Origin of the sequence: Collinsella aerofaciens (assembly GCF_005845035.1) — a bacterium.
Classification (GTDB): Bacteria; Actinomycetota; Coriobacteriia; order Coriobacteriales; family Coriobacteriaceae; genus Collinsella; species Collinsella aerofaciens_I.
Genome location: NZ_SPFO01000001.1, coordinates 103154 through 118631 on the forward strand (window position 1 = coordinate 103154; position 15478 = coordinate 118631).

Here is a 15478-nt window from a genome sequence, read left to right on the forward strand (position 1 = left end):
GGGCGCCCGTCGCGCATCGCGCGGTGAGTCCCGCGATGCGGTCATAACCTGCATTCATGTGAGCCGGGTTTATAGATATTCCTCCAGCTGTTAACATATACTCCATATGGGTAAAGAGACCAAAGCGCTGCCGCGGGGCGGCGCTTTGCGTTTGAAAAAACTAGCTCGTCTAAGAGGAACTAGCATGTTAGACCGTTTTACCGATCGTGCGCGTAAGGTCATGTCCATGGCCAAGCAAGAAGCGCTCGATCTTCATTCAAATAAGGTGGGCACCGAGCACCTGCTGCTCGCGCTTGCCAAGGAGGACGAGGGCATTGCCGCCGAGGCGCTGCGTTCGCTCGACATCTCCTATGATGACATCATGGATACTCTCAAAGAGGTCCAGACCACGGTTCCCGAGCCCAGTGAGGAGACCGAGGCGGCCAAGCTCGCCTTTACGCCGCTCGTCATTAGCGTGATGGAGCGTTCATTCCGCGTGGCGCGCGAGAACAACCAGACCTACGTGTCGACCGAGCACTTGCTGATCGGTATCGTCGAAGAGGGCAACGGCATGGCCATGGACATCCTCATGCGCCTGGGTGTGTCGTCCGCCTCCATCAAAAAGGCTATCGAGAAACTCACCGCCAAGGACCAGGACAAGAAGCGTCCGCTCGCCGGCGCCGGTGCTGGTCGTCCCGGTGCGGGCCTGCCGTTCTTTAGCGGCTCGGATACCTCTCAGCAAAAGGGGGGTGGCACCGATACGCTTAAGCAGTTCGCGACCAACCTCACGCAGAAGGCGCGCGACGGCGAGCTCGACCCTGTAATTGGTCGCGAAAAGGAAGTCCAGCGTATGATGGAAATTCTTTCGCGCCGCACCAAGAACAACCCGCTCATTCTGGGCGACCCCGGCGTGGGCAAGACGGCCATCGTCGAGGGCCTGGCTCAGCAGATTGCAGCCGGCAACGTGCCCGAGAACCTCATGAACCAGAATATCTGGACGCTCGACCTGCCGGGCCTCGTGGCGGGCGCCAAGTATCGCGGCGAGTTTGAGGAGCGCCTCAAGAACGTGATTCAGGAGGCCACCGAAGCCGACGACGTCATCCTGTTTATCGACGAGATGCACACCATCATCGGTGCCGGTTCTGCCGAGGGCTCCATCGACGCGAGCTCCATGCTCAAACCCGTGCTCGCGCGCGGTGCCTTTCAGATTATCGGTGCCACCACGGCCGAGGAATTCCGCAAGTACCTCACCAAGGACCCGGCCTTCGAGCGTCGCTTCCAGACCATCGATGTCGAGGAGCCGAGCGTCGAGGACACGGTCAAGATCCTGACCGCACTCAAGCCGCGCTACGAGGAGCATCACCATGTGCGCTATACGCAGGGTGCTATCGAGGCCGCCGCGAACCTTTCCAACCGCTACATCCAGGATCGCTTCCTGCCCGATAAGGCCATCGACCTCATCGACGAGGCCGGTGCCCGCGCTCGCATCGCCGCGAATCGCGCGCCCGAGCCGGTGCGCGAGGCCGAGCATCGCATAGAGGAGCTCAAGGCCGCCGCGCAGGAGGCCACCGAGGGCGACGACATGAACAAGGCCGCCGAGATTACCGAGCAGCAGAAGGCCGCCGAGATTGAGCTCGCCGAGGCCAAGGCTGCCTGGACCGCTGAGCTCGACGCCAGCCCGCTCACCATCGATGTGAGTCAGATTGCCGACATCGTGTCCGTGACCTCTGGCGTGCCGGTTTCCTCGCTCACCGAGAGCGAGAGCCGGCGCCTGCTGCAGACCGAAAGCGTGCTCAAGACGCGCATCATCGGCCAGGATGAGGCAGTCGAGGCCGTCGCCAAGGCCGTGCGCCGCAGCCGCTCGCCGCTCAAGGACCCGCGTCGTCCCGGCGGCAGCTTTATCTTCCTGGGTCCCACCGGCACAGGCAAGACCGAGCTCGCCAAGACGCTCGCCGAGTACCTCTTTGGCAGCAAGGACGCGCTCATCAGCTTCGACATGTCGGAGTTCGGCAGCGAGTTCGAGGTCTCCAAGCTCATCGGTAGCCCTCCGGGTTACGTGGGCCACGACGAGGGCGGTCAGCTCACCAAGGCCGTTCGCCGTCATCCGTACTCGGTCGTGCTGTTCGACGAGATCGAGAAGGCGCACCCCGACATCTTCAACATTTTGTTGCAGGTGCTGGAGGAGGGCCGCCTGACCGATAGCCAGGGCAAGACGGTCGACTTCCGCAATACCGTGATCATCATGACGTCCAACGTGGGCGCCCGCGAGATCGCGCAGGATGCGAGCGTCGGTTTTGGCACCACCGGTGAGCAGGGTCTCACGTCGAGCGAGATCCGCGGCCGTGCGATGGGCGAGCTCAAGCGCCTGTTCCGCCCCGAGCTGCTCAATCGTATCGACGATATTGTGGTGTTCCAGAAGCTCTCGGGCGAGAATCTCACCAAGATTGCGCACCTGCTGGTGGACGATCTGCGTCAGCGTTTGATTGCCAACGGCATGAACATCAAGCTCACCGATGCGGCCTATGACAAGATCGTGGCCGAGGGCACCGACCTCACCAACGGTGCGCGTCCGCTGCGCCGCGCCATTCAAAAGCTCATCGAGGACCCGCTGTCCGAGGAGCTCCTGGCCGGCGAGTGGGGCGAGGGCGATACCGTCCTGTGCGACGTGGCCGATGGCAAGTTTGTCTTTAGCCACGGCACGGGCGAGATCCCGGCACCGCGTCAGGCGGGCACGCTCGGTGGCGATACCGCCCCGGCGGCACCGCACACCGGCAACGCCGCGCCCGTGAGCGGCGGCGTGACCTCGGGCCCCGGCGGCATGATGCAAGCCGGTTCCGGCGCGCTGTAGGGCGTAACATAGCTTTGCGAAGGGGCACTCCTGTCGGGGCGCCCCTTTTTTATGAGTAAATGGTGCTATACTCGAAATATAAATATGTATAGCAGAAGGAGCTAGCATGCCAATATCGGTACTCGACTCACGGCCGGTCCAGATGAATGTGCGCATGGATCGCCAACTCAAAGAGGCTGGGGACGCCGTGCTGGCGCATATCGGCATGACGCCGTCACAAGCTGTGAGGGAGCTGTGGCAGTACTTGACCGAGAACGGTCATATGCCCGTCGCAAAAAAGAATGATGACGAAGTCCTGCCTGACGACATACGATCGAAGGCGAGTTCGTCCCGCGTCTCGGAAGGGGCTGCGTTAATTTCGAATTTTTATGAGCGGTTCTCGATTCAGAGGCCGAGCCCCGATGAAGCCTTTGATTACGACGAGTTATACGATCAAATGATGAGCGAGAGATTCAGCGATTGGATCGAATTATGAGTGGCGTCGGAACGAAACGTGTGCTCAAGCTGTTGATCGACACGAACGTCTGGCTAGATTACTTTCTCGCTCGCACGAATGCGACCAGGCCGATAGTCGAGCTCCTTTCTCGCGCGGCGGAAGCGGAGGATATCGTCCTCTTCTCGTCCTCCCTGTCTGTCAAAGACGTCTATTACATTCTGGGAAGGACGATGAAGGCCGACGCCCGCCGTGAGGGGGCTCTCACTCCCGAAGCCATCGCCGGTGCCGACGAGACAGCGTGGGCGTGCGTTCGCCTGATTCGGCAAAAGTCGATTATTGCCTCGGTCGGTGCAGACGAGGTCTTCGACTCCTTTGTGTTCAAGTATCATCACAACGACTTTGAGGACGACCTGATGCTGGGCGTCGCCAATCGCATTGATGCCGATTACGTCGTGACAGAGGACAAAAATCTCATCAAACATACCAATGGTGTATGCATTAATGTTCAACAGGCGTTGAAGTTGGTTGAAGGGTCCAACGTCCCTTCGGCACGGCCCGTCTAACCTGCTTTATCTTGATAAAGTGGCGTTTCCTCGCCGTTAGCCGATGATGCGAGGGCGCTCGGCGTTTTCGACTGGTTTATGCACGCAAAGTCTGGGAATATACAAGTCGCATGTCTTACTGTCTAACCAGTTGCGCCAAGGAGGCACCATGGACTACAAGATTACCGGTTACGAGCCCGCCCAGCTGTTCCATTTCTTTGAGGAGGTCAGCGCGATCCCCCGTGGGTCTGGCAACGAGAAGGGCATCAGCGATTTCCTGGTCGCGTTTGCCAAGGAGCGCGGTCTCGATGTGTACCAGGACGAGGTCTACAACGTCATCATTCGCAAGCCCGCATCTGCCGGCGCCGAGAATGCCCCGACCGTGATGCTGCAGGGCCACATCGACATGGTGTGCGACAAGCTGGGCTCCGTCGAGCACGACTTTACGACTGATGGTATCGACCTGGTCGTCAAGGACGGCGTCCTCACCGCTAACGGCACCACTCTGGGCGCCGACAACGGTATTGCCGTCGCTCTGATGCTCACTGTTCTCGATGACGATTCGATCGTTCACCCCGCCCTCGAGTGCGTATTCACCACCGACGAGGAGACCGGCCTGGTCGGCGCCGAGACGCTCGACAAGTCCCAGATTAGCGCCCGCACCATGATTAACCTTGACTCCGAGGAAGAGGGCGTTGCTACCGTCAGCTGCGCCGGCGGTGTCGTCGTTACCTACACCTGCCCGATCGCGCGCGAGCACAAGACCGGTAGCGCCCTCACGCTCGACATCTCCGGCCTGCTGGGCGGCCACTCCGGCAGCGATATTAACCTGGAGCGCGGCAACGGCAACCTCATCATGGCCCGCATCATCGACCGCCTGATGGTTGCCGGCGAGCCCGCCATCGTTAGCTTTAACGGCGGCACCAAGGACAACGCCATCAACCGTGAGTGCAAGGCCGAGCTGGTCTACGCCGACCACGCTGCAGCCGAGGCCGCGGCCCAGATCGCAAAGGGCATCATCGCCGACGTTACTGCCGAGCTCGAGGTCTTCGACCCCGGCTTTACCTGCACGGTTGAGATTGCCGACAACACTGAGGTCGAGGCCATGGACGAAAAGTCCGCACTTGCCCTTATTCGCGCTCTGCGTCTTGCCCCCAACGGTGTGATCCGCCGCAATGTCGCCACCGACGGCTCCGTCGAGGTTTCCTCCAACATCGGCGTGGTTGCCACCTCTGACGACCAAGTCAAGATCATGCTGTCCCCGCGCTCCTCGATCACCTCGCTGCAGAACGAGTTCAAGGACCGCCTGCAGATGCTGGCCGATGTCCTGGGATTCGACGCCAAGTTTGAGTTCGAGTATCCCGGCTGGAGCTATGCCGAGCATTCGCCGGTCCGCGACATCTTTGTCGAGAGCTATCGCGAGCTCTTTGGCTCCGAGCTACGAATCGAGTCCATTCACGCCGGCCTTGAGTGCGGCCTGTTTGCCGAGGCCCTGCACGGCCTGGACGCCATCGCCGTGGGCCCGACGCTCTCCGATGTCCACACCCCGGACGAGAGCATGGAGCTCGCTTCTGCCGAGCGCTTCTACGAGCTGCTCATCGACGTCCTCAAGCGCCTCGCTGCGTAAAGGTTGCGCTAGCAGCAGTCCGAGCCACGTGTTGGTGGATTGCAAATGACATTATGAGAGGGGGCACCCGAGCTTTTGCGACGGGTGCCTCCTCTCTTCTTTTGGGAAATGGGAGATTACGGACACCTAGCCCATATCCGCCTTGATGAGGTCGAGGGTGCGCTGGCAGTTTTCGCAGACGGGGCCGAGCATATGCTCGCGCAGGTCCGCCATGCCGGGCAGGTCGGCGTATTCGTCCATGACCTCTTCCATGCAAATGGGTACCTCGTAGGCGAGGTCCATCATGGTCGCAAAGCAAAACTTCTCGGATAGCCCGGCATCGGTGAGCGCCGCCTCCAGCGCGGGGTCGCCCATACCGTGGTATCGGCGGATAGCGCCTGGACCGATGCGCCCCACACGATTTTCGCCGCCAACGCTCATGGCAAGGCGCGCTTTTCGCCGCATGCGTTCGTATGCCAGCCCCGATGCAACGTCATACATACGGGCCATCATAGCTGTGCTGCCGTTTCCAAGAAGCAGGGAATAGTTCTTCGCATGCGCGTCCGGTGCGCCGATGATGGCGTTAAAGAAAAGTATCTGCGTAAACAGATACAGGTTAAGTTGATGATGGCTCGTGTTGACGAGGAGTTCCTGAATGTCGCGTGCGGTCGGGCCACCGTCTGCCGTGTACTTTTGAGCGGGCATCACTCCAAGGGCCTGACAGAGGTCTTCTTGGTGTAGACGCATGATTGTTCCGTCTTTGGCTTTCACACGGTCATAGCGTTCAACAATGAGGGCGGGTTCGTCCTCAAATAAGCGATACTCAACGTTCGCCGTTGCGATACCCGCGCGCTGGGCGCTTTTCATGCAGACAAACTCATTAAGAGCTTCAAGTTTAAATCCGATAACGCCATTTTTGAAAATATGCGTCGTGGGCGAGGAACCTACGCATTCGCACCAGCGACCGTCTATGAGCGCGAGTGCGAACTTGCCCTGGTTGCCTCCAAGTGACCAACTTTCATCTAGGCCCATCCACGATGCCTCGCGGTCATCCCTGATCGACTTGAGGCGCAAGGCAATCTCGTGGTCGTCTATAGGGCGGTATTCGCCAGTGCGATGCAAGGCGGCGTCGATATCTTCTTCGGCGCAAAACTGCACTCCGCCCGGACAGTCGAGTCCGATATGGCTGAGCAGCGCAACGGGATTATTGGGCCTGGCGTCGAATTCGGCGGCAATCGCTTTTCGTTGGTCCTCGCTGTCGGGCAGAAGGCCAAACAAGTACGGATTCATGACCTGTTGGCCGTATGTGCGATTTGATACGGGAATGTTGGTCGATAGGGCTGGCCCGTCATAATCTTGATCGTAGGCAAAACTGACTAGACCGCTCTCATCTTGCATGAGCGTTCCTGCGGGTACGCCGCAAATAATAGTCCGAAGCGTTTTTCTGGCCATTGGCTATCTCCCTTCGGGCTTGGTTTGGGCAGATGCGCTTGCGGCAATCGAGACTCCGAGATTGGACATGGCGAAATCGGCGAAGGCCTTGTCGTAGAGCTCGGCCGTAAAGGGGGTATCTGGAAGAGCTGGAATGGCTGCGCCGCGTCGGTTGCGATGGTGAAGACGTTGAGTGTGATGGCACCTGGGGGTGCTACAAGGTTGCAAATCGGCATGCGGGGCGTCGGTTGGCTGCTCATGTTTCGTGTCGTCGATATTCCCTTGAGCAACTAGTGCCAGTCCGAGAGCACCGAAAACCGCCAGCAGCTTGTCGAGCCGAATACCCGTGGCATCTCCCAGCTCGAGCGATGCGAGCAGGCGCTCCGAAACACCGGCTTTTTTAGCGAGGGTTGCACGGGTGAGACCCTGAGCATCGCGTGCCTGGCGCACGTAGATGCCAGCTTGGCGCGGTGTGGTGATGGGAAGGGTATCCACGGCGATCTCCTAACGTGCAGACTTTTGCATATCAGTATGACATGCAAAAGTCTGCATGAAAAGGCCTCATGCAAAACTCTGCATGAGGCCTTGCCCGGACGTTTAGTTTTGAAGGGTGTTTTACAGCGCCAAAAACCCCAAGTGTTCCAGCAGAATCTTGAGGCCGATAAGGATAAGCACGACGCCACCCACGATGGTGGCGGGTTTTTCGTAGCGCGCGCCAAAGGTGTGGCCGATCGCCACGCCGGCGACGGAGAAGATAAACGTTGTGATGCCTATAAGCGATACAGCGGGCACGATGTCGACCGAGAGTGCCGCAAACGAGATGCCCACGGCTAGGGCGTCGATTGAGGTGGCAATGGCGAGGAGCAGGTACTCGACCAGGTCAATCTTTTCGGCATCCTTGCCGTCGCCTTCATCCTCGTCCTCGGTAAAGGCTTCCCACAGCATTTTGCCGCCGATGAAGGCGAGCAGGATAAAGGCGATCCAGTGGTCGATGGGGCCGATGATGCCCATAAACTGACTGCCAAGCGCCCATCCGATTACGGGCATGCCGGCCTGGAAGCCGCCAAAGAACAGGCCGAGCACCACGGCGACCTTAAGGTTGATCTTTTTCATGCCGAGACCCTTGCAGATGGAAACGGCAAAGGCGTCCATCGAAAGGCCAACGGCGAGCAACACGAGCTCTGCGAGTCCCATAGCCTGGCTCCCTCTCTGCGGGCGAGCCCGCGTGTACCTCTTGGGGGAATAACAAAAAAGACCCGTGGCGTACGCGCTGCGCGCACAACCACGAGTCTCGTTCATTAAGGCAAGCCAGACCGTTTCGGCCAGTATGTTGACTTGCCGCGCCACCGGAGGCGAACCCGGCCACGCGACTACTCCCTCATTCATGTGAACCCCGATGCTACCACATAAGCAGCCCATTTGGGTTGGGCTCTCAGCTGTGTTCGCTCATTCTGTAAGCATCGGATTTCGCAAGCGCCGCGGGGACAAACCGTGAGAAACTATTGAGCGTTTATGGAGCGTATACGATGGGAGCGATGCCTTGGATAAGAACGAGCTGCAAAAGCGTATGGAACAGGCCATCCGCCTGACGGCACCTGGTCAGCCGATCCGCACCGCCCTCGACATGATCATCGCCGGTCACCTGGGCGCCCTTATCTGCGTCGGTGACACCGAAAACGTGCTCGCTGCCGGTAACGACGGCTTCCCGCTCAACATTTCGTTCACCTCGAACCGTCTGTTCGAGCTCTCCAAGATGGACGGTGCCATCGTCATCGACGGCGACCTCACCCAGATCCTGCGCGCCAACTTCCACCTCAATCCCGATCCCTCGCTTGCCACGAGCGAGACGGGCATGCGTCACCGCACCGCCGCTCGCATGTCGGTGCTCACCGATGCCATCGTGATCTCGGTCTCGGCCCGTCGTGCCGTCGTTAACGTGTACGTTCACGGCAAGAGCTACGAGATCCAGCCCGTCACCACCATCATGAGCTCGGTCAACCAGCTCGTCGCCACGCTTCAGACTACTCGTCAGTCGCTCGACCGCTCCCTGCTGCGCCTGACGGCCCTCGAGCTCGACGACTACGTTACGCTCGCCGACATTACCGGTATTTTCTCGAGCTTCGAGATCATGCAGCAAGCAAAGACCGAGCTTAAGGATTGCATCGTCAAGCTGGGCAACCAGGGCAAGCTCGTGCAGATGCAGCTCGAGCAGCTCGCCGGTTCCAGCATGGATACCGAATACGACCTGATGATCCGCGACTACGCGAGCGATTCCTCCGAGGCAAACGCCGAGAAGATTCGTGCAGAGCTCGCTCGCATGACGCCTAAGGACCTGTCCGACCCGCAGCACGTGGCGGCAGTTCTGGGCTATGACGACCTGGACGAGGACTCCGTCATGACGCCGCTGGGCCTGCGCACGCTTTCGCGCGTGTCCGTCGTGCGCGACGGCGTGGCCGAGAAGATCGTCGACGAGTACGGCTCGCTGCAGGAGCTCATGGACGACATCAGCGAGGATCCGGAGCGCCTGGGCGACTTTGGCGTCAACAACCCTGCCATTCTTGCGGACTCGCTGTACCGCATGAAGGGCACCAAACAGGGGAACGCATAATGGCGCCCGTATGCGCCGTGGTCGTTGCCGGCGGCAGCGGTCAGCGCTTTGGAAATCCCGGCGGCAAGCAGCTCGTTAACGTGGCGGGCCGTCCGCTCATGAGCTGGTCCATCCGCGCGTTTGATCGTAGCGACAAGGTCGGCCATATCGTGGTGGTGTGTCCTGCCGAGCGCCGTGCCGAGATGCGCCGCCTTGCCATCGACCCGTTTGACTATGACACGCCCATCAGCTTTGCCGATGCCGGCGATACCCGTCAGGATTCCACCCGTGCCGGCGTGCATGCGGTTCCGGCGGGTTTCGAATATGTCGCCATCCACGATGGCGCTCGTCCGCTCATTACGACCGAGGCCATCGACCACGCTATCGACGTGCTCATGGGTGACCGCTCGCTCGACGGTGTCGTGTGCGGTCAGCCCGCGATCGACACGCTCAAGATCGTCGACGGCGATAATATCGTCGAGACGCCGCCGCGCGAGCTCTATTGGGCCGCGCAGACGCCGCAGATCTTTAGCGTCGACGCGATGAAGCGTGCCCATGCCGCGGCGATTGCCGAGGGCTTTATCGGTACCGACGACTCATCGCTGGTCGAGCGCATGGGCGGGCGCGTCCGCTGTGTCCAGAGCCCGCGCGACAACCTTAAGGTGACGGTGCCCGAGGATCTGCGTCCCGTAACCGCGATTCTGCTTGGCCGCATGGCCGAGGGAGAGGACCTTCCCTATGTTCAGTAACCTGCGCATTGGCCACGGCTACGACGTCCACCGTTTGGTGGAGGGGCGTCGATGTATCATCGGCGGGGTCGACATTCCCTACGAGCGCGGCCTGCTGGGCCACTCGGATGCCGATGTGCTCGCGCACGCCTTGGCCGACGCCATTCTGGGCGCCTGCCGCGGGGGAGACATCGGCAAGCTATTCCCCGACACCGATCCTGCCTACGAGGGTGCTGATTCGATGGTGCTGCTCGCTCGCGTGATGGACTATGCGCGCGAGCTGGGCTTTGAGTTTGTCGATGCCGATTGCACCATTGCCTGTCAGCAACCCAAGATCACCCCGCACCGCGATGCCATGCGCGCCAACCTTGCCCATGCCCTGGGCGTTGACGTCGAAAATGTAGGCGTCGCCGCCACTACGACCGAAAAGCTCGGTTGGGAAGGCCAGGGCGAGGGAATCGGCGCCTGGGCCGTCTGCCTGCTACAGAAAACCGTTAAGGAGTAACGAATGCGTATCTACAACAGCGCTACCCATAAAAAGGAAGAGTTCCAGCCCATCGAGTCCGGCAAGGTTCGCATGTACGTGTGCGGCCCCACGGTCTACGACAACATCCACATCGGCAATGCCCGCACGTTCATCAGCTTCGATGTGATTCGACGCTGGCTCATCGCGAGCGGCTACGAGGTCACGTTCGCCCAGAACCTCACCGATGTCGACGACAAGATCATCAAGCGCGCCAACGAGCAGGGCCGTACGGCTGCCGAGGTCGCGACGGAGTTCTCCGACAAGTTCATCGGCGTCATGCGCGCCGCCAACGTGCTCGATCCCGATGTGCGCCCCCGCGCCACCAAGGAGATCGGCCCCATGATCGCCATGATCAAGACGCTTATCGAGCAGGGCCACGCTTACGCAGCCGATAACGGCGATGTGTACTTTGCCGTGCGCAGCGATCCCAACTATGGTCAGGTCTCGGGCCGCAACATCGACGACCTTATGGTTGGTGCGCGCATCGAGGAGAACGAGGACAAGATCGACCCGCTCGACTTTGCCCTGTGGAAGGCCGCCAAGCCCGGCGAGCCCAGCTGGCCGAGCCCCTGGGGCGAGGGCCGTCCCGGTTGGCACACCGAGTGCGCCGCCATGGTGCATCGCTACCTGGGTACCCCGATCGATATCCACGGCGGTGGCTCCGATCTTGCTTTCCCGCATCACGAGAACGAGTGCGCCCAGGCCACCTGCGCCTGGCACCAGGGCTTCTCCAACACCTGGATGCACACGGGCATGCTGCTGGTTGACGGCGAGAAGATGTCCAAGTCACTCGGCAACTTCTTTACGCTGGCCGAGGTCCTCGAACAGCACTCCGCTGCCGCCCTGCGCCTGCTGATGCTGCAGACGAGCTATCGCTCGCCGCTCGACTTTTCTTGGGAGCGCCTGGAGGGTGCCGAGAACTCGCTCACGCGTATCGCCGGTACGGTCGAGAACCTGCGCTGGGCCGCGAACCATGCGACGGCCGATGCCGATGCGGCTGCCGCCGAGGCGTTTGCCGCCAAGGCCGCCGAGACTCGTGCCACCTTTAAGGAGTGCATGGACGACGACTTTAACACCGCTGGTGCCATGGGTGCCGTCTTTGGCTTTGTGACCGAGTGCAACCAGTACCTGGAGCAGGCGGGCGACGCTGCCGACAAGGCCGCCGCGCTTGCCGCCGCCGACACGCTGGCCGAGCTGCTCGATACGCTTGGCGTTGAGCTCCCCGAGCCCAAGGTCGAGTTGCCGCTGGGCCTGCTGGGCGTTGCCGCCGGTTTGGTTGCCTACACGGGTGACGACGTGGACGAGGCCGCTGCCAAGATTCTCGAGGCCCGCGCCGAGGCCCGCGCCGCCAAGAACTGGGATCTGGCCGACGCCATCCGCGACCAGCTCAAGGACCTGGGCCTGACGATTGAAGATACCGCCGCCGGCACTCGTATCAAATCTCTCTAATCCCCGCGGGTTTCCCAAGCACCCGACCTTGCCGTTCAAACCGTCGCTCGCGTACTCAAGTACGCGTCGCTCCTCTTTCACGGCAATCTCGGGCACTTGGAAAACCCGTACCGACCGCCCGAATTAATATTCATGGGCGGTCGTTTATTTTGTTTCGTTTGATAGTTGTATTTAGGAGGTCGCTTTATGGCCGACAATCGCAAGCGTGCGCCTCGTGGCGGCAAGCAGGCTGCTTCTGGCTCGCGTCCGATTCGCCGCAATGACCGCGCTGCCGCTCCCAAGGGCCAGCGCGATCGCGCCCAGGCCGCACGTCCGCAGCGCGATCGCAACCGCGACGCTGTCCAGGCTCCCAAGGGCGAGTTTATCGAAGGTCGTCGTGCTGCCGCCGAGGCGCTACGCACTGGTTTTCCCATCAAGTGCGCGCTCATTGTCGAGGGTGGAGAGCGCGATGCCGCCTTGTCGCGCCTGGTCGACGACCTCAACGCCGCGGGCGTCCGCATTAAGTATGTGCCGCGTGCGCAGCTCGACGCACTGTCGAGCCATGGCGCTCATCAGGGCATCGCACTCGAGGTTGGCAACTTCCCCTATGCTGATGTCGCCGATATTCTCGACCGCGCAGGCGACGGTCCGGCGCTTGTCGTCGTGCTCGACCATGTGACCGACGACGGCAACTTTGGCGCCATTGTGCGCTCCGCCGAGGTCGTGGGCGCGGCCGGCGTCGTCATCGCCAACAAGCGTGCCGCCGGCGTGACCGTGGGCAGCTACAAGACCTCGGCCGGTGCTGTCATGCATCTGCCTATCGCGCAGGTTCCCAATATTGCCCGTGCACTCGATGACCTCAAGGCCGCTGGTTTTTGGGTGGGCGGCGCCTCCGAGCACGCCGAGGGCAGCTGCTGGGATGCTCCCTTCGAGGGCCGCGTGGCGCTCGTCATGGGCTCCGAGGGCGACGGCATCTCGCGCCTGGTGCTCGAGAAATGCGACTTTATGACCAAGCTTCCCCAGCGCGGCATGACCGAGAGCCTCAATGTTGCCCAGGCGACCACGGCGCTGTGCTTTGAGTGGCTGCGCCGCAACGTCGGCGAGCTCATGGGGGAGGAGTAGCGCATGTCCAAAAAGAACCGTGCCAAGTCCAAGGCCAAGCGCTTTGGCGAGGGCTCGGCCAAGCCGATTGTTTCGGCCGCGACCTACGGCGTGGGCGGCAATGCGTTTGCGCAGGCCATCGCCGACCCGGTCTCGACGGTGCACTCCAATAAGCCCGAGCTGCTGGTGGTCGACGGCTACAACGTGATCCACTGCACGCCGCGCTACGAAAAGCTCGTGTACGACCATTCAGACGATCCGTATTCCAGCGACGTTCACGATATGGCACGCACCGCCCTCATCAACGACGTCGCCGCCTTTGCCCAGGGCCGCTACGAGGCCGTGATCGTGTTCGACGGCGCGGGCAATATCTCCAACGAGCGCCCCAACCTGCCGGCCCGCGGCGTGCGCATCGAGTTTTCGCCGACGGGCGTTTCTGCCGATACCGTGGTGCAAAAGCTCTGCATCGAGGCGCGCGAGGAAGGCCGCGCGTGCTCCGTGGTATCGAGCGACGGCACGATCCAGGCCGTCGTCATGGGCAAGGGCGTCACGCGCATCTCGAGCCGTATGCTGGTGGACGAGATCAAACAGATCGACAACGACGTGCACGAGGCCGAGGAGGCCCCGCAGATCAAGATGACCCTGGGCAGCCGTCTAAGCCCCGAGGCCCTGGCCAAGCTCAAAGCTCTGCGCGGGAGGTAGGGGAGTTGGCGGGGCGATGCTGTCTCGCTAACTCCATTCAGCGATGTCGATCATTCTTTCGAGGCGCCATGTTAGCGCCTCTTTTAGATAAGGCAGTCTCGCTGTAAGAGCGTCGTTTTTGGATAGGATTTCGATTGCCTCGTCAACGAAACCCTCGAGTTTGTCGCCGTCAAACCAGCCCATGTCCTCGACGAGCAACATTTGTTTGGCGGGGCTTGAATGAAATTGTGCGCTGGTAAAACTGTGCTCTCCCGCCCTAAGCTCCTCTAGTGATATGTTGCACCAGAGTGATGAGCCCGAATCGAAGATAGGGGCAGGTCTGCAGGCTAGCGTGTTTACGTTTCGCACAAGGCCAAAGTTGCGCCAATGGCGATCATAGTTGGCAATGATGTCATCGCATACGATCATGCGGTCAAGGGCGTCTTTTATATCCGTCGCTCCAAGCTCCTCGCAGTTTGCTACATACCGTTCGTAATCGGTTAGTCGCTCGTCTGCATTTGCATGCTGGTTTACATAGAACGCAGGGACATACTCTTCTTCATCAGTTAAGAAGACATCGCATATGCTCAGGGCGGAAGTGCCCGTGCCCTCGAGCGAGTAAGGCACATAATCGCAAGCGTTTAGGATGCGACGGTGAAGTGCAGTCGCCACCAGCTCGTTATAAGGTTCCTGGTTTAGATGTGCACCTGCCTTGTGGAGGATTCGACGGTCATCCTCGCATGTCCAGTACTTTTGAAGATTGCCGTCCGAGGTGTTATCGGGCTTTGCGGCAGCTGCCTTGCCCTCTGGGGCGAAGGGCGCGATGCTGAGAGAGACGTCGTCAAAAGCATTATTGAAGAAATTGATATCTTCCCACGCGAGACCGGAGTCTTGGGGCCTAATCCAATACTGGTCGGATAAGGAGAGGCCAAGATTTCGCTGGACGAGTTCATCGGGAACATCGACTGCGGCTTCTGCAAGCAGGGAGGCTAGTCCAATGCGTGCGAGCGGGATACCGCGGCCGCGCCACCAGATGCGGAAGGAGTCGAGCGATATGGGGCTATTAGGGCCAAATACTCCAATAGGGGCGTGGGCGTAATCGACGTCGGCGCCGATGTGGGTGAAGTCTTTTCGCGATGTGCTGTAGACCAGTTGGGCTACTTCGTGCGTGCGGTTCATGAGGGTAAATGCGACTTCGCTTTTCCCATGCCCACGACGAGGTCGTCCCCCTCTTTTGGTTGCGGAGCGGAGTCGCGCGTCTACGCTGTCTTTGTCGATGAGCCACACGCCAGAAGCCTTGCGGGCGGTCAGCGCGCCGTTCTTAATGAGCTCCTGCACCCTGCGCGGGCTGATGCCGAGCAGCTCGGCTGCTTCCTTGGTAGTCAACATCGCGAAACCCTTCGCCAGAACGAATAGTTTTATATAGCCAATTGTAATTAAAACTATTCGTTCTGGCGAATGGTTTTAAGATTGAGGGCGCACTGACAGAAATGAACGGGCCTGGTACGCGCTGTTGCTGGATTTTGCATATTTATATAACGCCGTGCGGCCTGTTGCGCCCCGTCCGCAATTCCATTATTCTTAA

14 protein-coding genes are annotated in these 15478 nt (G+C 60.4%); 10 read left to right on the forward strand and 4 right to left on the reverse strand.

What is annotated here, in order from left to right:
* Nucleotides 1-184: 184 nt before the first annotated feature.
* The 4 genes from FGQ67_RS00430 to FGQ67_RS00445 all read left to right on the forward strand — a co-directional run bounded on the left by FGQ67_RS00430 (nucleotide 185) and on the right by FGQ67_RS00445 (nucleotide 5432).
* Nucleotides 185-2827 (forward strand): ATP-dependent Clp protease ATP-binding subunit, encoded by a 2643-nt coding sequence (locus tag FGQ67_RS00430; RefSeq protein ID WP_138339586.1) that lies wholly within the window; start codon nucleotides 185-187, stop codon nucleotides 2825-2827.
* A 106-nt stretch (nucleotides 2828-2933) separates the two neighbouring features.
* A complete protein-coding gene (locus tag FGQ67_RS00435) occupies nucleotides 2934-3302 on the forward strand; it encodes a type II toxin-antitoxin system RelB/DinJ family antitoxin (protein ID WP_138339587.1) in 369 nt (122 codons plus the stop codon).
* A 20-nt stretch (nucleotides 3303-3322) separates the two neighbouring features.
* Nucleotides 3323-3826, forward strand: coding sequence for a PIN domain-containing protein (locus FGQ67_RS00440; RefSeq protein WP_171025110.1), 504 nt, complete (start codon nucleotides 3323-3325; stop codon nucleotides 3824-3826).
* 148 nt (nucleotides 3827-3974) lie between these two features.
* A complete protein-coding gene (locus tag FGQ67_RS00445; protein WP_138339588.1) occupies nucleotides 3975-5432 on the forward strand; it encodes an aminoacyl-histidine dipeptidase in 1458 nt (485 codons plus the stop codon).
* Nucleotides 5433-5558: 126 nt separating this feature from the next.
* Here the strand turns inward: FGQ67_RS00445 and FGQ67_RS00450 are convergent, their stop codons facing one another.
* The 3 genes from FGQ67_RS00450 to FGQ67_RS00460 form a co-directional block, all read right to left on the reverse strand.
* Nucleotides 5559-6863, reverse strand: coding sequence for a type II toxin-antitoxin system HipA family toxin (locus FGQ67_RS00450; protein ID WP_138339589.1), 1305 nt, complete (start codon nucleotides 6861-6863; stop codon nucleotides 5559-5561).
* Between the two features lie 3 nt (nucleotides 6864-6866).
* Nucleotides 6867-7337: a helix-turn-helix domain-containing protein gene (locus FGQ67_RS00455; protein WP_171025111.1), complete on the reverse strand. Its 471-nt coding sequence runs from the start codon at nucleotides 7335-7337 to the stop codon at nucleotides 6867-6869.
* Between the two features lie 120 nt (nucleotides 7338-7457).
* Nucleotides 7458-8036: a manganese efflux pump MntP gene (locus tag FGQ67_RS00460; protein WP_138339591.1), complete on the reverse strand. Its 579-nt coding sequence runs from the start codon at nucleotides 8034-8036 to the stop codon at nucleotides 7458-7460.
* A gap of 373 nt (nucleotides 8037-8409) precedes the next feature.
* On the opposite strand from FGQ67_RS00460, the gene disA reads away from it, so the two are divergent.
* The 6 genes from disA (at nucleotide 8410) to FGQ67_RS00490 (ending at nucleotide 13914) form a co-directional block, all read left to right on the forward strand.
* The gene (gene disA / locus FGQ67_RS00465; RefSeq protein ID WP_006234973.1) at nucleotides 8410-9450 is read left to right on the forward strand and encodes a DNA integrity scanning diadenylate cyclase DisA; all 1041 of its coding nucleotides are present in this window, start codon (nucleotides 8410-8412) and stop codon (nucleotides 9448-9450) included.
* The gene (ispD, locus tag FGQ67_RS00470) at nucleotides 9450-10178 is read left to right on the forward strand and encodes a 2-C-methyl-D-erythritol 4-phosphate cytidylyltransferase (protein ID WP_138339592.1); all 729 of its coding nucleotides are present in this window, start codon (nucleotides 9450-9452) and stop codon (nucleotides 10176-10178) included. Before disA ends, ispD begins: the two co-directional genes overlap by 1 nt.
* On the forward strand, nucleotides 10168-10662 hold the full coding sequence (gene ispF, locus FGQ67_RS00475) for a 2-C-methyl-D-erythritol 2,4-cyclodiphosphate synthase (RefSeq protein WP_006234975.1): 495 nt from the start codon (nucleotides 10168-10170) through the stop codon (nucleotides 10660-10662). Before ispD ends, ispF begins: the two co-directional genes overlap by 11 nt.
* A 3-nt stretch (nucleotides 10663-10665) precedes the next feature.
* A complete protein-coding gene (gene cysS / locus FGQ67_RS00480; protein ID WP_138339593.1) occupies nucleotides 10666-12132 on the forward strand; it encodes a cysteine--tRNA ligase in 1467 nt (488 codons plus the stop codon).
* A gap of 186 nt (nucleotides 12133-12318) precedes the next feature.
* On the forward strand, nucleotides 12319-13233 hold the full coding sequence (rlmB, locus tag FGQ67_RS00485) for a 23S rRNA (guanosine(2251)-2'-O)-methyltransferase RlmB (RefSeq protein ID WP_138339594.1): 915 nt from the start codon (nucleotides 12319-12321) through the stop codon (nucleotides 13231-13233).
* A gap of 3 nt (nucleotides 13234-13236) precedes the next feature.
* Nucleotides 13237-13914 (forward strand): NYN domain-containing protein, encoded by a 678-nt coding sequence (locus FGQ67_RS00490; protein ID WP_117786129.1) that lies wholly within the window; start codon nucleotides 13237-13239, stop codon nucleotides 13912-13914.
* A 27-nt stretch (nucleotides 13915-13941) separates the two neighbouring features.
* On the opposite strand, the gene FGQ67_RS00495 is transcribed toward FGQ67_RS00490, so the two are convergent.
* The gene (locus FGQ67_RS00495) at nucleotides 13942-15282 is read right to left on the reverse strand and encodes a DNA-binding protein (protein ID WP_138339595.1); all 1341 of its coding nucleotides are present in this window, start codon (nucleotides 15280-15282) and stop codon (nucleotides 13942-13944) included.
* Nucleotides 15283-15478 lie beyond the last annotated feature (196 nt).